Source organism: Peribacillus frigoritolerans (genome assembly GCF_004358755.1).
Lineage (GTDB): Bacteria > Bacillota > Bacilli > Bacillales > Bacillaceae > Bacillus_P.
This window is the reverse complement of the sequence record NZ_SMZY01000001.1, coordinates 266,228-287,706: the sequence shown is the minus strand read 5'-3', so window position 1 is coordinate 287,706 and position 21,479 is coordinate 266,228. Positions and strand designations below refer to the sequence as shown.

22 protein-coding genes are annotated in these 21,479 nt (G+C 41.3%); 1 reads left to right on the top strand and 21 read right to left on the bottom strand.

Annotated elements, in window-relative coordinates; genetic code table 11:
• Nucleotides 1-51: 51 nt before the first annotated feature.
• From era to rpsU, 13 genes are all read right to left on the bottom strand, one after another.
• A complete protein-coding gene (era, locus tag E2R53_RS01375) occupies nucleotides 52-966 on the bottom strand; it encodes a GTPase Era (protein ID WP_133310065.1) in 915 nt (304 codons plus the stop codon).
• Nucleotides 959-1,468 carry a cytidine deaminase gene (locus E2R53_RS01370; RefSeq protein WP_133310064.1) on the bottom strand — a complete coding sequence of 170 codons (510 nt, stop codon included), beginning with the start codon at nucleotides 1,466-1,468 and terminating at the stop codon, nucleotides 959-961. Before E2R53_RS01370 ends, era begins: the two co-directional genes overlap by 8 nt.
• A 3-nt stretch (nucleotides 1,469-1,471) precedes the next feature.
• Complete coding sequence (locus E2R53_RS01365) at nucleotides 1,472-1,849, bottom strand: diacylglycerol kinase family protein (protein WP_133311106.1); 378 nt, start codon at nucleotides 1,847-1,849, stop codon at nucleotides 1,472-1,474.
• Nucleotides 1,821-2,291, bottom strand: coding sequence for an rRNA maturation RNase YbeY (gene ybeY / locus E2R53_RS01360; RefSeq protein WP_133311105.1), 471 nt, complete (start codon nucleotides 2,289-2,291; stop codon nucleotides 1,821-1,823). The genes E2R53_RS01365 and ybeY overlap by 29 nt, the downstream gene beginning before the upstream one ends.
• Before the next feature lie 5 nt (nucleotides 2,292-2,296).
• A complete protein-coding gene (locus tag E2R53_RS01355; RefSeq protein WP_133310063.1) occupies nucleotides 2,297-4,474 on the bottom strand; it encodes an HD family phosphohydrolase in 2,178 nt (725 codons plus the stop codon).
• 62 nt (nucleotides 4,475-4,536) lie between these two features.
• Nucleotides 4,537-5,496, bottom strand: coding sequence for a PhoH family protein (locus E2R53_RS01350; protein ID WP_133310062.1), 960 nt, complete (start codon nucleotides 5,494-5,496; stop codon nucleotides 4,537-4,539).
• 3 nt (nucleotides 5,497-5,499) lie between these two features.
• The gene (yqfD, locus tag E2R53_RS01345; RefSeq protein WP_133310061.1) at nucleotides 5,500-6,684 is read right to left on the bottom strand and encodes a sporulation protein YqfD; all 1,185 of its coding nucleotides are present in this window, start codon (nucleotides 6,682-6,684) and stop codon (nucleotides 5,500-5,502) included.
• A gap of 16 nt (nucleotides 6,685-6,700) precedes the next feature.
• Nucleotides 6,701-6,988 carry a sporulation protein YqfC gene (gene yqfC, locus E2R53_RS01340; protein WP_070875432.1) on the bottom strand — a complete coding sequence of 96 codons (288 nt, stop codon included), beginning with the start codon at nucleotides 6,986-6,988 and terminating at the stop codon, nucleotides 6,701-6,703.
• Between the two features lie 61 nt (nucleotides 6,989-7,049).
• Complete coding sequence (locus tag E2R53_RS01335) at nucleotides 7,050-7,496, bottom strand: hypothetical protein (protein ID WP_133310060.1); 447 nt, start codon at nucleotides 7,494-7,496, stop codon at nucleotides 7,050-7,052.
• Between the two features lie 28 nt (nucleotides 7,497-7,524).
• A complete protein-coding gene (floA, locus tag E2R53_RS01330; protein ID WP_070875430.1) occupies nucleotides 7,525-8,517 on the bottom strand; it encodes a flotillin-like protein FloA in 993 nt (330 codons plus the stop codon).
• Nucleotides 8,518-8,533: 16 nt separating this feature from the next.
• Nucleotides 8,534-9,832 (bottom strand): NfeD family protein, encoded by a 1,299-nt coding sequence (locus tag E2R53_RS01325; protein WP_435796773.1) that lies wholly within the window; start codon nucleotides 9,830-9,832, stop codon nucleotides 8,534-8,536.
• 973 nt (nucleotides 9,833-10,805) lie between these two features.
• A complete protein-coding gene (locus E2R53_RS01320) occupies nucleotides 10,806-11,252 on the bottom strand; it encodes a GatB/YqeY domain-containing protein (protein WP_070875428.1) in 447 nt (148 codons plus the stop codon).
• 13 nt (nucleotides 11,253-11,265) lie between these two features.
• Nucleotides 11,266-11,439, bottom strand: a complete 174-nt coding sequence (rpsU, locus tag E2R53_RS01315) for a 30S ribosomal protein S21 (RefSeq protein ID WP_015595024.1) — start codon at nucleotides 11,437-11,439, stop codon at nucleotides 11,266-11,268.
• Nucleotides 11,440-11,648: 209 nt separating this feature from the next.
• Here rpsU and E2R53_RS01310 point away from each other — a divergent pair, with 209 nt between their 5' ends.
• Nucleotides 11,649-12,593 (top strand): Na/Pi symporter, encoded by a 945-nt coding sequence (locus tag E2R53_RS01310; RefSeq protein ID WP_133310059.1) that lies wholly within the window; start codon nucleotides 11,649-11,651, stop codon nucleotides 12,591-12,593.
• Between the two features lie 43 nt (nucleotides 12,594-12,636).
• Here E2R53_RS01310 and deoC read toward each other — a convergent pair whose 3' ends face one another.
• The 8 genes from deoC to hrcA form a co-directional block, all read right to left on the bottom strand.
• Entirely contained in the window at nucleotides 12,637-13,308 is a 672-nt protein-coding gene (gene deoC, locus E2R53_RS01305) for a deoxyribose-phosphate aldolase (RefSeq protein WP_070875426.1), read from the bottom strand.
• Nucleotides 13,309-13,488: 180 nt separating this feature from the next.
• Nucleotides 13,489-14,847 (bottom strand): tRNA (N(6)-L-threonylcarbamoyladenosine(37)-C(2))-methylthiotransferase MtaB, encoded by a 1,359-nt coding sequence (mtaB, locus tag E2R53_RS01300; protein WP_133310058.1) that lies wholly within the window; start codon nucleotides 14,845-14,847, stop codon nucleotides 13,489-13,491.
• A 5-nt stretch (nucleotides 14,848-14,852) separates the two neighbouring features.
• The gene (locus E2R53_RS01295) at nucleotides 14,853-15,608 is read right to left on the bottom strand and encodes a 16S rRNA (uracil(1498)-N(3))-methyltransferase (protein WP_133310057.1); all 756 of its coding nucleotides are present in this window, start codon (nucleotides 15,606-15,608) and stop codon (nucleotides 14,853-14,855) included.
• A gap of 13 nt (nucleotides 15,609-15,621) precedes the next feature.
• Entirely contained in the window at nucleotides 15,622-16,560 is a 939-nt protein-coding gene (prmA, locus tag E2R53_RS01290; protein ID WP_133310056.1) for a 50S ribosomal protein L11 methyltransferase, read from the bottom strand.
• Between the two features lie 20 nt (nucleotides 16,561-16,580).
• Nucleotides 16,581-17,693: a molecular chaperone DnaJ gene (gene dnaJ / locus E2R53_RS01285; protein ID WP_133310055.1), complete on the bottom strand. Its 1,113-nt coding sequence runs from the start codon at nucleotides 17,691-17,693 to the stop codon at nucleotides 16,581-16,583.
• A gap of 219 nt (nucleotides 17,694-17,912) precedes the next feature.
• The gene (dnaK, locus tag E2R53_RS01280) at nucleotides 17,913-19,739 is read right to left on the bottom strand and encodes a molecular chaperone DnaK (protein WP_133310054.1); all 1,827 of its coding nucleotides are present in this window, start codon (nucleotides 19,737-19,739) and stop codon (nucleotides 17,913-17,915) included.
• A gap of 24 nt (nucleotides 19,740-19,763) precedes the next feature.
• Entirely contained in the window at nucleotides 19,764-20,357 is a 594-nt protein-coding gene (grpE, locus tag E2R53_RS01275; protein ID WP_133310053.1) for a nucleotide exchange factor GrpE, read from the bottom strand.
• Nucleotides 20,358-20,441: 84 nt separating this feature from the next.
• On the bottom strand, nucleotides 20,442-21,470 hold the full coding sequence (gene hrcA / locus E2R53_RS01270) for a heat-inducible transcriptional repressor HrcA (RefSeq protein ID WP_133310052.1): 1,029 nt from the start codon (nucleotides 21,468-21,470) through the stop codon (nucleotides 20,442-20,444).
• Between the last annotated feature and the right edge of the window lie 9 nt (nucleotides 21,471-21,479).

Here is a 21,479-nt window from a genome sequence, read left to right as displayed (position 1 = left end):
GTTAAACAAATTTTGTTAAATCAAGCGGTTTGCTAAAAGCAAATTCTAAAATCAGTACTCATCTTCTCTAAATCCGAAGTCGCGAAGCTGAGTCATTTTGTTGCGCCAATCCTTTTGAACTTTTACCCACAGTTCAAGGAAGACTTTAGTGCCAAGCAATGCTTCGATATCAACGCGGGCCCGCTGGCCGACTTCTTTCAGCATTTTCCCCTGCTTGCCGATGACAATTCCTTTTTGGGAATCACGTTCAACAATGACTGTTGCGCTGACATAAATAGACTGATTGTTATCACGTCTCTCTATAGCATCAATAACAACGGCAACAGAATGCGGAATTTCCTCCCGCGTTAAATGAAGAACCTTCTCGCGGATCAATTCCGAAATAATAAATCTCTCAGGATGATCCGTTACCTGATCTGCAGGATAGTATTGCGGACCTGCCGGCAAATAGGATTCAATCTGCTCAAGAAGCGTATCAACATTGTTTCCCTGCAGCGCAGAAATAGGAATGATTTCTTTAAATGGATAATAAGCGCGATACTGATCAATTAACGGGAGCAATTGATCGGGGTGGATCTGATCAATTTTATTAATGATCAGAAAGACCGGTGTTTTTGTGTGCTGCAGTTTTTCGATGATAAATTCATCTCCGCGGCCGTATCCTTCTTCAGCATTGATCATGAACAAAACAACATCTACTTCTTTCAGCGTGTTTTGCGCTACTTTCATCATGAAGTCACCGAGCTTGTGCTTTGGTTTGTGAATTCCTGGTGTATCTATAAAAACAATTTGAGATTCATTTGTCGTATATACGCCCTGTATTTTATTGCGTGTAGTCTGGGGTTTGTCGCTCATAATGGCAATCTTTTGGCCAATCACCCGATTAAGAAATGTTGATTTCCCAACATTCGGTCTGCCAATGATGGAGACAAAGCCGGATTTGTATTCAGTTTCTTTTTTATTCATGAAGATCCTCCGATGAAAATGCCCCAGGCAATAATTCTGCAACTGTCCATTCTTTTACATCACCATTCAAGTTTGTCAGGATAACCTTCATATCCTTTGGACAAAGTTCAGAAATAACCTGTCTGCAGGCTCCGCACGGAGAAACCGGACCTTCTGTATCAGCAACAATTGCGATGGCAGCAAACTCTTTGTCGCCTTCTGAAACAGCTTTAAACAATGCTGTCCTTTCAGCACAATTTGTCATGCCGTATGAGGCGTTTTCAATGTTGCAGCCTCTGTATACTTTTCCGTCTTTCGTTAATAGAGCAGCTCCAACCTGGAACTTGGAATAAGGAACATATGCCATTTCGCGTGCTGCTTTTGCTTCTTTGATGAGTTGTTCTGAGTTCAAAGCTCTACTTCCTTTCTGTATGGCGACATCATGTATTTCTATTTTACCTAAAATAAGGTGAAATTTCACGCAGATGCCGCAAATGTAATTTAATTGTAAGAATTTTCTCATAACTCATAAAATTTTAGGGATAAAGATGATTAATCCTATAATAACTGCTAGCACTGCATAAATCAAAACCGCGCCTGCTGCAGCATCCTTAGCGGCCTTTGCAAGCGGATGATATTCTGCCGTGACAAGATCCACAAGCCTCTCTGCCGCGGTGTTCATCAGCTCAAGCGAAAGCATTCCCCCCATTAATATAAGGATAATCAGCCATTCAGTCAGACTGATATGAAAGAGAAAGGCTGCCGCGGTAACAAGAATACAGATCACGGTATGTATTTGAAAATTCCGTTCAGCTCCAAACGTGCTCTTTATCCCATCCCACGCATATGAAAAACTTCTAATAAATCGTTCCCGCTCAGATCTCTCTTTTGAGCCCATATGCATCCAGGATTTCTTTTTGTTTTCCAAACATTTTTTTCTCTTCTTCCTCTGTCATGTGATCATAGCCAAGCAGATGGAGCAGGCCGTGAACAGCCAGAAATCCAAGCTCTCTTGTAAAGGAATGACCATATTCCTCTGCCTGTTCTTCTGCACGGGGGACAGATATTATAATATCTCCTAAAACCGGAGGCATGTCCACCCCTACAATTGAAACTTCACCTTCCCCCTGCTCTTCCATGGCAAAAGAAATCACATCTGTAACCTGGTCTTTGCTGCGGTAATCCCGATTGATTTCTTTTATTTTTTCATTGTCCACAAATGTAACAGACAGCTCGGCATCCTGTTCAATGCTTTCTGCATCCGCTGCAAACTGTAGCAGCGTTTCAACCATTTCCAGCTGCTCTTCTGTCAGCAATTCTGTTTCATCTGCCATATCGATGATCATTTTATTCATGCTTGTTTCACCTTCTGTTTTGAAATTTCCGGATATTCAATTCTGGAATGGAAAATCCCTTTTAATGTTTCGCTGAATGATTTTGCAATAATATCAAGCTCTCTGAGCGTTAAATCGCATTCGTTCAGCTGATGATCCTGAAGCCTGTCTGTTATGATGCCCCGAATAAGCTTTTCGATTTTGTCCGGCGTTGGACTTGACATCGATCTGACTGCGGCTTCAACACTGTCTGCTATCGAAATAATAGCTATTTCTTTTGTTTGAGGTTTTGGTCCCGGATAACGAAACTCTTCTTCATAAATATCCGGATGATTTTGTTTTGCTTTATGATAGAAAAACTTCAATAAAGTCGTTCCATGATGCTGTTCTGCTATATCTACAAATTCCTTTGGCATTTTGTGCCTGCGGAGAAGCTCTGCACCATCAGACGCATGAGAAATAATCACATTTTTGCTTAATTGAGGGGACAATTTATCATGCGGATTTTCAATATTCATTTGATTTTCGATAAAATATTGAGGCCGTTTTGTTTTGCCAATATCATGGTAATAGGCTCCCACACGAGCAAGAAGGCCATTCGCCCCAATTGCTTCACAAGCTGCCTCAGACAAGTTTGCCACCATGACACTGTGATGGTATGTCCCCGGTGTTTCCGTTAATATTTTGCGGAGCAGCGGATGGTTTGGATTCGATAATTCAATTAATTTCATTGTAGAAAGAATGCCAAATCCCGTTTCAAAAAACGGCATAAATCCGATCGTCAAAACGGACGATACAAGACCCGAAGCAAGCGCCATGATAAAGTAAGAACCAAGTTCAATGTTTGAGTAGCTTCCATTCTGCATTAACAGAATAGAAGTTATGGTCAGGATATTGATCAAGGCTACAAATAATCCTGTCTGAAGAATTCTTGAACGGACATTTTGTTCATTCAGAAATAAAACTCCTGCAATACTTCCAAATAAGAAATACACACCGATTGTAAAATTGAAGGTACCCGTGACACCTTCATTAAAGATAATGCTCCCGCAGACGGCAAAAATAATGCTCGTTAATATAGCAAGCCTTTCGTGCAGAAGAAGTTTAATAAGCATCGCACCCATCGCGACCGGGACCAAATATCCTACATTAGAATAATCAATCTCCTGAAAGAAACTGATAATTTTTATAACCAGGATTGTAATACTGAAAATTAACACATAAAGAATAAGAGAATGATTCTTTCTCTCTGATGGCTTATCAGGTGCTTCAAAATAATAAATGAGTGTGGCAATAATCAGAAGAATAATCAGCATAAGGCCTGCAAATGGCTTTAGTGCAAGCTGATTATCCAGAAGCCCGACAAGATCAAGCTTTCGGTAGATGTCCCGGCTGATGTAACCGCCTTCTTCAACAAGAATCTGGCCTTGTTTTATCTGTACTTCTTTCACATCATCATATGCCTGCTGCTTTTTCTCTTCCGTTGCATCGAGATCAAAAACATAGTTTGCTATTACAGCATACCTTCCAAGCTGTACAGCTGCATTTGATAAGTCAGCCCGAAGTGTAGAAGACTTAAGATCCTCTTCTACCAGGTCCTTTGCTTCATCCTGTTTCTGAAGAGGAATTTCATCGCTCATTACGCGATTAACGGCAGTAATGATGGCATCTCTTGCAATAGCCAATTCATTGTCTGAAGAGTCCAGCAGCGCTCTAAAGGCTTCATCAGGAATCTTTTCTCTAATGTCCGCTGTAAGCTTGTCCTTTAAACGTTTAAGCTTTTCATCTGCAGATATAGAATACACTTCTTCCCCTTCAGTAACATTTTCATTCTGCATTTTTATTTCGTCTGCTGCCTCTTTATTTGTTTCTTTTACAAAATCAAAAATGGATGTTATGACTTCTACTCGATTTACGACATAGTCTTTCCTTAGAACATATTCATCTTCCACTGCATCATAGGCTTCCTGGCGCTTGTTTTCCGTTTCATAAGTATCATCAGCCTGCGTAGGAGCAATGATCGTTTGATCTGAATAAGTGAAAAGTTCAACATCAATTGTTTCCGGCTTTACATTGCTGTATAGCGAGACAAAAATAACCGCGGCAAGCATAATATACATCGAAATATGTATAAATTTATAATTCTTTATTTTATCGATCAGCTGATTAAGTTTTGGCTTTTGCTTCAATTTCATAACATCACCCCCTGCTCCCCTTTGCAATCATGAAAAAAGTGACCCGAAATCGGGCTGTCGGGTCACTTTGTCTGATCATATGCTTCGATGATTTTCGCAACCAGCGGGTGGCGAACAACATCTGATTGCTGCAGTTCGTTAAAAGCAATGCCGCTGACTGCACTTAACGTTTCTTTAGCGGCAGCAAGTCCTGATTTTACGCCTTTTGGCAAGTCTACCTGTGTGATATCCCCGGTAATGACCATTTTCGATCCAAAACCAAGCCTCGTCAAAAACATCTTCATTTGAGCGGGTGTCGTATTCTGGGCTTCATCTAAAATGACAAACGCATCATCAAGCGTTCTTCCTCTCATGTATGCAAGAGGTGCAATTTCAATCGTTCCTCTTTCAATTAGTCTTTGTGTGTGCTCCATCCCAAGAACATCATGCAAAGCATCATAAAGAGGACGCAAATAAGGATCAACTTTTTCCTTAAGATCACCAGGAAGGAAGCCGAGGCTTTCACCGGCTTCTACGGCAGGCCTGGTTAAAATGATTTTTTTAACCCCGTTATTTTTTAAGGCGCTGACTGCCATGACAACGGCCAGATAGGTTTTCCCTGTTCCTGCTGGCCCAATTCCAAAGACAAGATCTTTATTTCTGATAGAAGAGATATAATGTCTTTGTCCAAGAGTTTTCACTCTGATTGATTTACCCCTCGCATCTTTGCTGATCTCATCTACATATAATGCTTCAAATTCATCAAGTTTTAATCGTTTTGCCATTTCGATTCCGTATAGAACGTCGCGTTCACTAATAGTGATTCCTTTTCGTATCAGGACCAGCAGCGATTTTAAAACATCATTCACTGTCTGAACGCTGTCAGGGTCCCCGGATACATAAAAAGCTTCGCCTCTTGTAACAATGGAGACGTTCAGCTCCTCTTCCATACGCTTTAAATGTGCATCATTATTCCCAAACAGAGCAACGGCTTCATTTGGATTTTCTAATTGCTGATTTATCGTAACTAGTTCTTCTGGCATGATTTAATCTCCCTGAACAATTGGTGTTGTTTTTACGATATTTTCTATAACTTGGTAGAGCACTGTTAGTTTTACTTTACCATTCTCGTTCGTCTCGTGCAAAACTTTTTGACCCTTTATTTCTGCTTCATCTCCCAATTCATTCTTTAATTTCTTCTTGCCCAGGTCAAGTCCCGCTTTTCGCGCTTCTTCTTTACTGTAACTGCGTGTTACAATTTCTTTTTCACGGTATATTTTTTTGCCGTATCCAATCGGCAGATTCCACTTCAGAAATTTAATGGATCTTATGTCTTCCTCCACTTCAAAGTCTTTAAACATGTCCTGTTTAAACCCCCACACCTGAAGCTGCCAAGAGCCAAATTCCAAATAATACTTCCGTTTTTCATCACCTGAGAAAACATTAAACGTTGTGTTAATAGGTACATCCACTTCAGCTTGATACCAGGTTTCTCCGAGTATCTCCGCTTTCGCTGCCACCTTCTGCTGATTGTTCTCATTGCCTATTAATCCGGAAACAAGCATCTGTCCTTTTTTTACATGCTCATTTATAGTGACCGCAGGCTGTCCTTTTTCAACATACATTTTAGTAATAATCGCTTTTTTCTTTGCAACAATGTGCTGCGGACTTGAATATGTGATTTTTTCCGGTTCATTTTTCTCAACAACTTCAAAATGATAATTTGTGCCCTTCAGTTCAACTCCAACCCAGGTAAGCTCTTTAATATTGTTTGTCAAATTTTTTTGAATGGAATCCGGATCAAGCGTAAGGAACTGCAATTTCCCCACCTTCACGCCCATAGCATCAAGTTCTTTCCTAATAAGATGCTCCGTACTTGGCTTAGCTCCCTTAATATCGATTCCCCAGATCATGTTGGATAAAAGGAGAATAACGGTGAAAAACAATGCGAATCCAATGACAAAACCGCTGTTTTTTAAGGATTTCTGAACGAGAAAAGGCAGGCCCGACACTTTCTTCAAAGAGCATTTGCATTCATTTTTGCGAGCTGCAGCCCGGATGGCATGTACATCTTTCAGCCGAATAAAAAAAGAGACCGCCTCTCCTTCTCTTCTTACATTCCACACAGGGACATCCTTCCTGATGCAGTCATTAATAAACCTTTCCGTTCCCCTCCCTGTTATTGTGACTTTTATGACACCGTAAAAGAAATGCATCCATTGGTTTTTCATCGTGATCCTCCTATGTTCATGATTGCTCTAAGTAATTGACTTGATCGATTTTCCCCTGCAGAAGAATTTCTTCGGGCAAAATCGCTTTTATGACAAAGGCCTCGCCTTTAATCTGAAGCTGTCCCTGTTTAAGCAGAAGCCGCAGTTCATTATCTGTAAAAGTGAGCAGCCCTCTATGATTTTCAATATAAATATGTATTTGGCCGATCATCGTGATACGGGGAAGATCCATCATGACATCCTGGGGTATTTCTACTGTTCGTGAGATCCATTTCGCTACTTGCTGTCGCCATTTTTTCGCCATAAAAAAGAACCCCCTCTCATCTCATATGTATGAGCAAAAAGGGGGTTCTAACACTTCTTTTTTAAACTCGGCGTTTTGCAGAAGGATGAGGCTTTTTAGATCTGGGCGGACCGAGAATTTCACTCCAGATAAAACCTTGAACGACATTATCTTTATTGATGACATGGTTTGCTTTCGCACGCTCAGGCTTACTGATTTTGGAAACAGTCACAATTTCCGTTTTCATTTCATCAGCTGGTGAGCCAATTTCATTTCCAAGCTCACTAGAATCCGTTTTTGCTGCCTGGTATCTGGATTCAATAGTTTGAATCGCTTCCTTCATGCGTTCTTTAGCCGGCTGATGATTTGCGGTCTGATCAATTGAAGGGACAGGCGCAGCGGATGCTGGTTTCTCCTTTTGCCTCCGCTGCTGTCTTTCCCTCTTTTTTTTGCCGAATAAGGATGATAAAACAAAGATCAGGCCCGCAATAACTAATGGATTGGTAAGAATAAAATCTACTAATTCCATTCTTCAGCACCTCCTCTTCGAGCTTTTCCTATTTATTATCATGATCCGGCTGATCTTTTGATAACTTTCCGATTGAATCTCTCATATCTGTATCGGCATTTATATTCTCAAAATTCATGTAGTCCATTACACCAATTTTACCATTTCGCAATGCTTCAGCCATTGCAAGCGGAACCGTTGCTTCCGCTTCCACTACTTTCGCTCTCATTTCCTGCGTTTTTGCATTCATTTCCTGCTCAAGAGCGACCGCCATTGCACGGCGTTCTTCAGCTTTAGCCTGGGCAATCTTCTTATCTGCCTCAGCCTGATCGGTCTGCAAGATGGCTCCGATATTTTTGCCGATATCAACGTCCGCGATGTCAATTGACAGGATTTCAAAAGCAGTGCCGGAATCCAGCCCTTTATTTAACACCGTTTGAGAAATCATATCAGGATTCTCAAGGACTTTTTTGTGATTGCCGGAAGAACCGATTGTACTGACGATTCCTTCACCTACACGGGCAATAATCGTTTCTTCGCCTGCGCCCCCGACTAACCGTTCAATATTTGCACGCACCGTGATGCGGGCTTTAGCCTTCACTTCAATACCGTCCATCGCTACACCGGCGATAAACGGCGTTTCAATAACCTTAGGATTTACACTCATTTGAACGGCCTCTAAAACATCCCGTCCAGCAAGGTCAATGGCTGCGCATCGTTCAAAAGACAGCTCGATATTCGCACGTTCTGCGGCAATTAAGGCATTAACTACACGGTCAACATTTCCTCCTGCTAAATAATGACTCTCAAGCTGATTAATCGTAACACCAAGTCCTGCTTTATGCGCTTTAATTAATGGATTAATGATCCGGTTTGGGCTTACGCGTCGAAGCCTCATTCCAATAAGGGTGAAGATGCTGATTCGAACACCTGCAGCAAGTGCTGAGATCCACAGTGTAATCGGTACAAATGTAAATAAAACACCTATTAATATAACTCCTATAACAATTAAGCCTAATGTTAATAGCAATGACGGATCCATTGTACTCCTCCTTGTATTAAAGGATTTCTCTCACAACAACACGAGAGCCTTCGACTTTAACAACTTTTATTTTTTGATCTTTAGTAATATACGTGCCTTCTGTCACAACATCGATTCGTTCATCGTCTATGAGTGCTGTTCCAGATGGCCTCATTGACGTGAGGGCAATGCCGGTTTTTCCGATCAGCTCAAGACGGTTCCGGTTTGAAACATACCCGCTTTCAGTATTTGTAGAATCACGCAAGATCAGTTTTTTAAATATATTCATACGTTTTCCAAACACCTTTACAAATATGATGGCTGCCAATACGGCAACGAGTAGTGCCACACCTAATGAAAATGCCATATATGCAATATCATCGGTTGCGATGAAAAAGCTTAATAGGATCGCTCCAAACCCAATAAAACCTATAATTCCGCCGGGAACAAAAAACTCAGCGGCCACCAGAATTAATCCAACGATGAACAAAATCACAGTTTCAAGCCCTGCCAGCCCCGCAATATAATGCCCGTAAAAGAACAGAAACAGCGAGGATAGTCCCATGAAGCCCGGCAGCCCAAAGCCAGGACTGTATAATTCAACGATAAGTCCTAGACTTCCAATCGAAAGCAGAATCGGAATCACAATGGGATTGGTCACAAATCTTGCTACTTTTTCAGCGAAGCTTACTTCAATATCAATTACTTCAGCAGAACTTAAGTTCAGTTCTTTTAACAAACTGTTCAGATTCTCAGCGATACCTTCTGCATAGTTTACCTCTACCGCCTGCTCTGCAGTCAATGTCAATAAATCACCCTTGCCTGCCCCAAACTCTGGAAGGTCAACATCAGGGTCAGCCATCGCAAGGGCATATTTTGAATCTCTGTTATTCTGTTCCGCAGATTCTTTCATTTCAGCCAGCCAGAGAGATTCCGCTTTTTTATCAGCGGTATTACCCTCGAGATCAATAATTGCCGCAGAACCCATCTTGGCTCCAGGAACCATGTAAATCTGGTCAGCATTTAAGGCAATATAAGCTCCAGCCGATAATGCCCGTCTGTCAATAAAAGCGGTTACTGGGATTTCTGATGCTCTTATTGTGTCCGCGATTTCAAGTGCTGCATCAACCGCTCCGCCCGGAGTATTTATATCGAGGATAATGTGGTCAGCATTTTCAGCTCTTGCTTCCTTAAAAGATCTTTTAATAAATTGTGACAACCCTTTTTCAACGGTTTCTTCAATTGGGATGACCGCCACTTTTTCAGAATGATTATCTGCAGCGGGCATATACGCGCTGCCAAACAAGGAAAGAAACAAAACAAATCCAAATAATATGTGAAATAAACGGTTATGATTTCCCACCAATTGAATCGCAAGCCCCCTTTCAATCGTAAGGTTTAACAGTAATACGTTTCAACTTAAGTATAGGTTTCGTTTTTAGGAAAAATTCTTATTAGAAAAGCGGAACCGCCCGTTTAGCTCCGACAGACAGAAAAGGCTCAGACTGGAAAGTCCGGGTTTGACTTTTCAGGCTGAGACGTTCTGGCCGAGGAGTTGGGCGATGGAGCTGGACAATGTGTGAAGCTAAAAGCCCGTTTAGCTCCGACAGGCAGATAAAGATTCGCCATTAAAGGCGCTTTTTGCCTTTAATGGCGAATCTGTTCTGACCGAGGAGTTAGGAGGTGGAGCTGGACAATGTGTGAACAGAAAAATCCAGTTTAGCTCCGACAGACAGAAAAGGCTCAGACTGGAAAGTCCGGGTTTGACTTTTCAGGCTGAGACGTTCTGGCCGAGGAGTTGGGCGATGGAGCTGGACAATGTGTGAAGCTAAAAGCCCGTTTAGCTCCGACAGGCAGATAAAGATTCGCCATTAAAGGCGCTTTTTGCCTTTAATGGCGAATCTGTTCTGACCGAGGAGTTAGGAAGTGGAGCTGGACAATGTGTGATGCAGAAATACCAGTTCAGACCCGACAGACAAATAAGAATTCCTCCGAAAAGTACGGATTCCGCCTTTTTGGGGGAATTTGTTCTGGCCGAGGGCTAGGAAGTGGAGCTGGACATTGTGTGAAGCAGAAATACCAGTTTAGAACCGACAGGCAGATAATGGGGACAAACAAGATTTTTCATTTACCTATTTCTAAACTTATATAACGATTTTTTTATGTTACAAGTTAAAGTGACCTATTTTTAGGTGAAATGGTGATGCGATTGATTTTCAAGACTATTTTTAAGGAAATAGTTGAGTAAGTTTTTCCATTAAGACATTAAAAAACACCTTGTTCAAATGAACAAGGTGTTTTCCGTCTTTTTATGATAGCTGTCCAGCTACAGTTTTATTGACAAGCGCGCCATCAGCCTTACCTTTAACTTTAGGCATGATTGCAGCCATAACTTTACCCATGTCTGCTTTAGAAGTTGCGTTTACTTCTGCGATTGTTTCTTTCACAATAGCTTGAAGTTCTTCTTCTGAAAGCTGTTTTGGCATGTATACAGTTAAAATATCAAGTTCAGCCTGTGTCTTTTCAACTAAATCTAAGCGATCAGCTTTACTGAATTCCTGGAGGGAGTCTTTACGTTGCTTTAATTCGCGAGAAAACACAGTCAGTTCCTCTTCAGCAGACAACTCCTGTTTACCCAGCTTGATGCCTTCATTTTGTAATGAGGCTTTCACCATGCGGATAACAGCCAGTTTGTCCTTCTCTTTGTTCTTCATCGCTTGTTTCATATCTTGATTCAAACGCTCAAGAAGACTCATAAATCCACCCTCTTTAGAATTTGCGTTTTCTAGCAGCTTCAGACTTTTTCTTACGTTTTACGCTAGGTTTTTCATAGAATTCGCGCTTTCTAGCTTCTTGTATAGTACCGCTTTTTGATACTGTACGTTTGAAGCGACGAAGAGCGTCCTCAAGCGACTCGTTTTTACGAACGACCGTTTTTGACATTCTTATTCCCTCCCTCCGAATACAACCAATCGACATCATCTGTTTAATAAACATGTTTAAAGAAAACATGTACTTTGCAATTATAATATAACGTTTCTCAGAGGTCAACTTATATAAGAAAAAGTTCTTAATTTCGTTCATTTGTCCGGTAGATTTTTGTCATGCTGCCGTGCGCTTGTCCATATATTTTTAAAATAAGAGGTGATTTGATGGGGGCTGCAGGCTTTTTCCTGCTTTACTTGATTGTTTTTTTAGCGGGTATGCATTTGCTGAAAAATGGCCTGTCTGTTCTATCCGGACATGCGATGAGAGACTGGATTTATGCTTGTATTAATCATCCCGTTAAAGCTTTTATGGCGGGAATCATTTTTACGGGGATCCTGCAAAGCAGTTCAGCTGTGATGATCATCGTAATCGGTCTTGTTTCAGCAGGAGTCATCTCGTTTAAACAAACGATTGGAATTATTCTTGGAACGAATATCGGATCTACTTTCACGACCCAGCTAATTACATTGGATATTGGATCATTGATTCTTCCGCTTTTCATTATTGGGCTTCTATGTTTTTTTATGGGAGTTGTGTTCAAAAAGGAAGCGCTGATTCGAATGTGTGAAGCTTCTATGGGACTCGGGGCACTTTTTTCAGCGATGTCTGGCTTTGGCCGGCTTGCTTATCCTCTATCACAATTGGAGCTTGTTAACGAGTTATTGCTCTATACAAATGAGCACTCTTTTGCAGGAGTCATCTGCGGGACGCTTCTAACTGCAATTATTCATTCGAGTGCAGCGACTGTAGGCATCATTATGAGTTTTTTAAATGCAGATATCCTTACGCTCAGTGCAGGCATTGCTTATGTTCTCGGAGCAAATATCGGCACTTGTATTACCGGCTGGATGGCAGCCGCCGCCGCAAATCAAGAAGCAAAGCTGACTGCGTATGCACATATATGGGTCAATGTTATAGGTGTAGCCGCATTTTACCCTTTCATTTCATTATGCAGTTCAGCTGTTCAAAATCTATCTTCACATCCGGACTTGCAGCTCGCTCATTTCAGTTTAATTTTTAATGTCATCAGTTCACTTGCCTTGCTTCCCTTTGCAAATGCATTCGGCAGTTTCGTTGTTTCATTTTCAACTTTTTTTAGAGGGAAATAAAAAAGACTGCCGAAAAAATTTCAGCAGTCTTTATAGTCTTATATTAATAATCAGAGTTTGAAACTTCACCTTTAACAATTGAAATTCCAGCACTTGCACCGATGCGGGTTGCACCTGCTTCAACCATTGCTAGCGCTCCTGCGCGGTCACGGACGCCGCCTGAAGCTTTCACTCCAACATCAGGTCCTACTGTTTTGCGCATTAGAGCGATATCTTCGACAGTTGCTCCGCCAGTTGAAAAACCAGTAGAAGTTTTCACAAAATCCGCTCCCGCTTTAACTGATAATTCGCAGGCTCTTACTTTTTCTTCATCAGTTAAAAGACATGATTCAATGATTACTTTAGTAAGCGCTTTTCCTTTAGCTGCATCTACAACAGCACGGATATCGCGCTCAACAAGCTCGTCATTTTTATCTTTTAATGCGGCGATGTTGATTACCATATCAACTTCTGTTGCACCTTTTGCGATTGCATCTTTTGTTTCAAATGCTTTTGTTTCAACTGTAGTTGCACCAAGAGGGAAACCGATGACAGTACAAACTTTTACGTCTGTTCCTTTTAGTAAAGCAGCTGCTGTTTCAATCCATGTTGGATTTACACAGACAGATGCGAATTTATATTCCTTAGCTTCTGCGCATAATGTTTCGATTTGAGCCTTTGTTGTTTCAGGCTTTAATGCTGTATGGTCAATCATACTGCCAATATTTACTGACATATGTAAGTACCCCTTTTCCATTTAATTAGTCGTCTGACCTCTTACATCTTAACATTTTTTCAAAATAAATACGAGTACAAACTTAATTTACACCAGAGAAATAATTCTAAACCTCGTTTTTAAAGAAAGTGAGTTTCCTGATTTTAAGATAAATAAAAAAACCCGGTCTGCTCGACCAGGTTAAGAGATGTTTCTCATGCTTTCAGCTGCAGGTTCTTCTTCCATGACACGTACAAACTGTCCTTCTGAATATGGATAGCCAGCTTTAGTAATTTTCACTTTCACAATTTTCCCGACCATTTCTTCTGCTGCAGGGAAAACAACTTTCAGGTAATTATCCGTATAACCGACATAAAGTCCGCTTTCAGGATCTTCTTTGTATAGTTCTTCTGGAATAACCTCCAGAACTTCATCTTCATATACAGATGCGTATTCTTTCGCAAGCTGATCAGAAAGGGCAATCAGCTGATGAACACGTTCATTTTTGATGTCCTCATCTACTTGATCTTCCATTCTTGCAGCAGGCGTGCCAGTCCGTTTTGAATAAGGGAAAACATGAAGCTCTGAGAATTTATGTTCTTTAATAAAGTTATATGTTTCCATGAATTCTTCATCCGTTTCACCAGGGAATCCGACGATTACGTCAGAAGTTACAGCAAGTCCTGGCAAAGCTTGTTTCAGGCGCGTTAAACGCTCAGCAAAGAATTCCATTGTGTATTTGCGCCGCATTCTTTTCAATACAGTATTTGAGGCTGATTGAATCGGAATATGCAAATGGCGGACAATTTTATCTGACTGATCAAGCACTTCTATGACTTCGTCTGTAATTTGACTTGCCTCAATAGATGAGATTCTGATGCGCTTTAAGCCGTGAACCTGAGTGTCCAGATCACGAAGCAGCATAGCGAAGTTGTAATCCTTCATGTCTTCTCCGTATCCGCCAGTATGAATACCTGTTAATACGATTTCTTTATAGCCTGCATCAACTAACTGCTGAGCCTGTTTAATCACTTCTTTAGGGTCACGGGAGCGCATTAAGCCGCGTGCCCATGGAATAATACAGAATGTACAGAAGTTGTTGCAGCCTTCCTGAATCTTCAATGATGCACGAGTGCGGTCCGTAAAAGCAGGTACATCAAGTTCCTCATATACCCGAGCCTTCATAATATTGCTGACGCCGTTAATTGGCTGTCTTTCGTTTTTAAATTGCTCAATATAGTCAAGCATTTTAACACGGTCAGATGTACCTACTACGATATCCACACCCGGAATCGCCATAATTTCAGCTGGAGACGTTTGAGCATAACAGCCGGTTACACAAATAACGCCGTCCGGATTTTTTCTGATTGCACGGCGAATGACCTGCCTGCTTTTTTTATCGCCAGTATTCGTTACTGTACATGTATTTATGACATAAACATCAGCTTTGCTTTCAAATTCAGAACGGTCATAGCCTGCGTCCTTGAATAACTGCCAGATAGCTTCTGTTTCATAATGGTTTACTTTACAGCCAAGTGTATGAAATGCCACGGTTGGCATGGTAATCACCTCGATAATTCAAAATAATAAGAAACAGCAGATAAAACATATAGCGGAGCCGTTTCCGTCCGTAAAATTCTCGGCCCGAGCCCGCAAGCTGTAAACCCTGCATCCTTCAGCTGTTTTATTTCTTCTTCTGTTAGTCCGCCTTCTGGTCCAAAAACCACAAGAATGGTCTGACCTGAATGACTTTCATTTAATGCTTTTGCAAGATTTGCGAGCTCCCCATTTTTAGCGGATTCTTCATATGCAACGATTTTGACATCATATGAAGCGGAAGCAATAATGAGTTCCTTCCAGCTATATGGTTCAGCAACCTCAGGAATTCTATTGCGATAGGATTGTTCAGATGCTTCTTTTACAATCTTTCTCCAGCGCTCCACTTTTTTGACTGCTTTTTTTGCATCAAGCTTTACAACGGAACGAGCAGCATTAAAAGGGATAAACGAAGCGGCACCAAGTTCTGTGCCCTTTTGAAGAATCCATTCCAGCTTATCCCCTTTAGGCAGCCCGCTCGCTATCGTGACTGATACAGGGAGTTCATAATCAGCAGTCTGCCAGTCGATGATCATGCATACTGCTGTCTCATCATTTACCTCTTCTATCTCACAAAGCGCTGCCTGTCCATCTGACGTACAGCAAATCAGTTTGCTGCCGGGTTTCATACGCATAACACGGGAGATGTGATGAACATCATCTCCCGTAATTGTAATTCTGCTCGTTAAATTCTCTTTTTTTTCACTTATAAAATAACGCTGCACAGATGAGCACCTCTTATTTCTTTCTTGCGATAAAGGCCACCCAGTCTTCCATAACAACTGTTTCTTCAATCTCAAATCCAGCCTCGATTAAACCGTTTTTAACCTCAGCCTTTTTATTGAGAATGATTCCAGAAGTGATGAACAAACCGCCTTGTTTCAGTATCTGAATTGCATCGTGGACAAATCGCAGAATGACTTCAGCCAAAATATTTGCAACGACTACGTCTACAGGACCTTGAATACCGTTCAGCAAATTATTTTGAGATACTGTGACGGCCTGGTGCACTTTATTTAATTTCGTATTTAAACGTGCGCTTTCAACAGCAACTGGATCTAAATCCAGTGCCTGAACCTTTTTTGCACCAAGCATTGCAGAGGCAATGCTTAAAACTCCCGATCCTGTGCCTACATCTACAACTAAATCGTGTTCTTTTACAGACCGTTCAAGCGCCTGAATACAAAGAACGGTTGTAGGATGAGTCCCTGTGCCAAAAGCCATCCCGGGATCAAGCTCAATAATGAGTTCATCAGAATGGACCGGTGTATAAGTTTCCCATGTCGGCACGATCGTAAATCGCTCCGAAATCTTAACGGGATGATAATATTTCTTCCACGCTGTTGCCCACTCTTCATCATTTACCTCACTTATTGAGATATCATTTTTCCCTAAATCGATATCATGAATAAGCAGGTTATTTACAGCTTCTTTAATCTCCTCAACGGTTTCGCCAAGGAAACTGTTTACCGGCAGATATGCCTTAATAATAACACCTTCATCAGGATAGTCATCAGAATTGAGGTGGTAGATTTCTCCATAAACACTTTCGCGCTCTTTTAATAGATCCATTTGATCTTCTATGACGACACCGCTCGCTCCGGCCTCATGCAATATATTCGAAATTGGTTCTACCGCTTCTTGTGTTGTATGAATACTTAACTCGGACCATTTCATTCTACCAGCTCCACTTCTGTTTATTCACCCTTGAACGCACGCTTCACTTTATCAAAAAAGCTTTCTTCATGCTCATCTGGTCTTCCCCCGCTCATTTCAGCGAATTCGCGGATAAGCTCTTTTTGTTTTTCTGTAATATTAGTAGGCGTTAATACACGAACGATAATGTGCTGATCGCCCTGTCCGTACCCTCTCACATTTGCGACACCTTTTCCCTTCATACGGAATTTTGTGCCCGTTTGTGTTCCGGCCGGTACCTTAAGTTTTACTTTGCCGTGCAGAGTAGGCACTTCAATTTCATCGCCTAAAGCGGCCTGTGCAAATGTAAGCGGCATTTCACAGTAGATATCGTCTCCGTCTCTCTCAAAGAACTCATGAGATCTAACTTGGAATACAACATATAAATCACCGCTTGGCCCACCATTTAATCCTGGCTCCCCTTGTCCGGAAACTCTAAGCTGCTGGCCATCATCGACTCCAGCTGGAATTTTAACAGAAATCTTTTTCCGTTTTTGAACTTTGCCGGCTCCTCCGCACGTTGAACATTTATGCTTGATCATTTTGCCTGTTCCGCTGCAATGATTACATACGCGGCGGTTGACAATTCTGCCGAATGGCGTGTTCTGCTCAACGTTCAGCTGTCCTGATCCGTTACAATGTTTACATGTTTCCGGTTTAGTTCCAGGCTTTGCTCCAGAGCCGTCACATGTATCACATGTTTCTTCACGCGGAATTTCAATGGTTGTATCCTTGCCGAATACGGCATCTTCAAAGGACAGAGTCATTGTATACTGAAGGTCAGCACCTTGTCTTGGCGCATTTGGGTCACGTCTTCTTCCGCCGCCAAAGATTGAACTGAAAATATCGTCAAATCCGAATCCTCCGCCGAAGTCAGATCCTCCGAAGCCCTGGTTAGGATCAGTATGTCCAAATTGATCATATTGCGCACGCTTCTGATCATCAGTCAGAACCTCATAGGCTTCTGAAATTTCTTTGAATTTATCGGTTGCATCCGCATCTTTGTTGATATCAGGATGATATTGTTTTGAAAGCTTGCGGTACGCTTTTTTCATTTCATCCTTTGTCGCGCTCTTACTTACTCCAAGCACTTCATAGTAATCACGCTTGCTCATAATTTCTCACTCCCGAATTCTCACATAAAGTAAATTGTATCACTCGATTTAACCTGATTGCAAGATATTGTTTACGTATAGAAGGTGTTTTCATACCCATAATCTATTCATTCTTTTCTGAAAAGTCTTTGCTTTCTTCATGAAAAAAAAGTCAAAGTCAAGACAAGCCTGACTTTGACTTTCCTTATGCGGGATGAAGTCACTCATTTCCGCTCAGTATTATTTTTTATCGTCGTTTACTTCTTCATATTCAGCATCAACTACGTTGTCATCTTGCTTGGCGCCTGCTGCACCTTCAGCACCTTGCTGCTGTTTTGCAGCTTCTTCATACAACTTCATTGATAATTGCTGAACGATTTCTTGAAGCTCATCTTTTTTCGTTCTGATTTCTTCAAGCTCATTTTTCTCAATAGCCGCTTTTAAAGCATCTTTAGCTTCGTTCGCTTTTGCAACGTCAGCTTCGTCAACTTTGCCTTCAAGATCTTTCAGAGTCTTTTCAGTTGTGAAAACCAGCTGATCTGCTTCATTGCGAAGTTCAACTTCTTCTTTGCGCGCTTTATCCGCATCTGCATTCTCTTCTGCTTCTTTTACCATGCGTTCGATTTCTTCATCACTTAAACCTGTTGAAGATTTAATTGTGATTGTTTGTTCTTTGTTTGTGCCTAAATCTTTTGCACGAACATTTACGATACCGTTTTTATCAATATCGAATGATACTTCAATTTGCGGAACTCCGCGCGGAGCCGGAGGAATATCCGTTAATTGGAAACGCCCTAATGTTTTATTATCTGCAGACATTGGACGCTCACCTTGAAGAACATGAATATCTACAGCTGTTTGGCTGTCAGCAGCCGTTGAGAATACTTGTGATTTGCTTGTTGGAATCGTCGTGTTGCGCTCGATTAACTTGGTGAATACGCCGCCCATTGTTTCAATTCCAAGTGAAAGTGGTGTTACGTCAAGTAATACAACGTCTTTCACATCACCAGTGATAACGCCGCCTTGAATTGCTGCACCAAGTGCTACAACTTCGTCCGGGTTAACACCTTTTGATGGCTCTTGGCCAAGCTCTTTTTTGATTGTTTCTACAACAGCAGGAATACGAGTAGATCCGCCGACAAGGATTACTTTATCAATTTCATTTTTAGAAAGTCCTGCATCTTGAAGCGCCTGGCGAACAGGACCCATTGTTCTTTCAACTAAGTCAGAAGAAAGCTCTTCGAATTTAGCACGTGACAATGTTACTTCCAAGTGAAGAGGTCCAGCTTCTCCAGCTGTGATGAATGGCAGTGAAATCTGTGTTGAAGATACACCAGATAGATCTTTCTTAGCTTTTTCAGCAGCATCTTTCAAGCGCTGAAGAGCCATTTTATCTTTTGAAAGGTCGATGCCGTTTTCTTTTTTGAATTCTGAAACAAGATAATCAATGATTACTTGGTCAAAATCATCTCCGCCAAGACGGTTGTCTCCAGCTGTTGAACGAACTTCAAATACTCCGTCTCCAAGTTCTAAAACGGATACGTCAAATGTACCGCCGCCTAAATCGTAAACAAGAATTGTCTGATCTTGGTCTGTTTTATCTAAACCGTAAGCAAGTGCTGCTGCAGTTGGTTCGTTGATAATACGCTCAACTTCAAGTCCTGCAATTTTACCTGCATCTTTTGTTGCCTGACGCTCAGCATCATTGAAGTATGCCGGTACTGTGATAACAGCTTTTGTAACAGGCTCGCCTAAATAGTCTTCTGCATATGCTTTTAAGTGCTGAAGGATAATGGCAGAGATTTGCTGAGGAGTATTCTCCTTGCCTTCTACCTCTACTTTATAGTCCGTTCCCATGTGTCGTTTGATGGACATAATAGTGTTTGGATTTGTAATAGCCTGGCGTTTTGCTACTTCACCAACCTGGCGCTCGCCATTTTTAAATGCCACTACTGAAGGAGTTGTGCGGTTGCCTTCTGCATTTGGAATAACCTTAGGTTCTCCGCCTTCTAACACTGCAACACATGAGTTTGTTGTACCTAAATCGATGCCGATAATTTTCCCCATCGTAGAAACCTCCTAATATGTAAGTTATTGATTCACTTTAACCATTGCTGGTCTGATAATGCGGTCTTTTAATTTGTAGCCTTTTTGGAATTCTTCAATGACAACATTGGATTCATATTGATCATCTTCCACCTGCATAACTGCCTGATGAAGATGCGGGTCAAACGGCTGCCCTTCTGCTTGAATGGCTTCAATGCCCTCATTTTGCAGCGCCTGAACCAGCTGGCGATAAACCATATCCATTCCCTGTAGCAAGGATTGTGTTTTTTCGTCATCCGTATCTATTTTTAACGCTCTTTCAAAGTTATCAAGAGCTGGCAGTATTTCGGTTATCAGATTTTGAGAACGATATTTTTGTGCAGCCTCAAGATCAAGACGTGCTCTTCTTCTGAAGTTATCCAGATCTGCCTGTACGCGGTACATGCGGTTTTCAGTTTCACTAAGTTTGGCTTCAAGTTCATCAATCTTAGCTTTGGCTGCTGTTAACTCATCAGATTCCTGCGCTTGTTCAGCTTGTATATCAGAATCCGCTGATTCACCCTCTTGGTTAATCAACGTTTCTTCTTGTTTTGTTGCTGTTTCATTTTCTTTTAAGCTTTCTTTTGCGTCGTTAGTCAATTTCTTTCACCTCCCTTAAAGTGCAAAGCCATGGAAAGGGAGCGGAAAACAATTTTCCACTCTCTTACAATATGGACAATGTTTTTATGAGTGATACAGATTTGTTAAGGCTTTGGACATATCTTTTGTGACTCTCTGAAGCAGGCTGATTACCCGGGAATATTCCATTCTTGTCGGTCCAAGGACGGCAATCCGCCCTATTTGTTTATTATCAACAGAGTAGGTTGCTGTAATCAGACTGCAGTTTTCCATTGCAATGTTCTGATTTTCTTTGCCGATTTTAATCGTAATTCCTGAATCATAGGCCTGCAGAATGTTATATAATTCCTGCTCTTCCTCGATCATTGTCAAAAGTGTTCTGACACGCGTGATATCATTGAATTCAGGCTGGCTTAACATATTTGTTTTCCCGCCGAAGTATATCTTTTCATTTGCGTTCATCGTGAATGTTCCAGATAGAACTTTCATGATGGAGTCATAATTTTGAATATGATTCCTCAGCAAGTTTACTATTTCTTTGTATATCTTGTCATGCAATTCGACAATCGGGACGTTAAATAATCGCTCATTTAATATGTTTACCATTTTCTCTATATCCTGCGGATCAATTGTTCCCGGAAAAGAAATGGTCCTGTTTTCAACATGGCCCGTATTTGTCACAATAATTGCAACAGCTGTATCTTCGCTGATTGGAACAATCTGAATTCGTTTCAGCCGATTTTCGTTTACTTTAGGACCTAAAATAATTGACGTGTAATTCGTTAAGTCCGAAAGAATCTGAGCAGACTTCTGCACTACTTTTTCAAGTTCAAATATGCGCTCTGCAAAGACAGACTTAATCGTAACAACATCCATATTTGTCAGTTTCTGCGGAGCAAGCAAGTGATCCACATAATAGCGGTACCCTTTCTCAGACGGAACTCTGCCAGATGAACTGTGGGTCTTTTCGATAAAACCCATTTCTTCAAGGTCTGCCATTTCATTTCTGATTGTTGCAGAACTGAATGTGATCGTTTCCTTCTTAGAAAGAGTTCTAGAGCCAACCGGCTGAGCCGATTGAATAAAATCATCAACAATGACCTGAAGTATTAAAAGCTGACGATCTGTTAACATTATCATCAC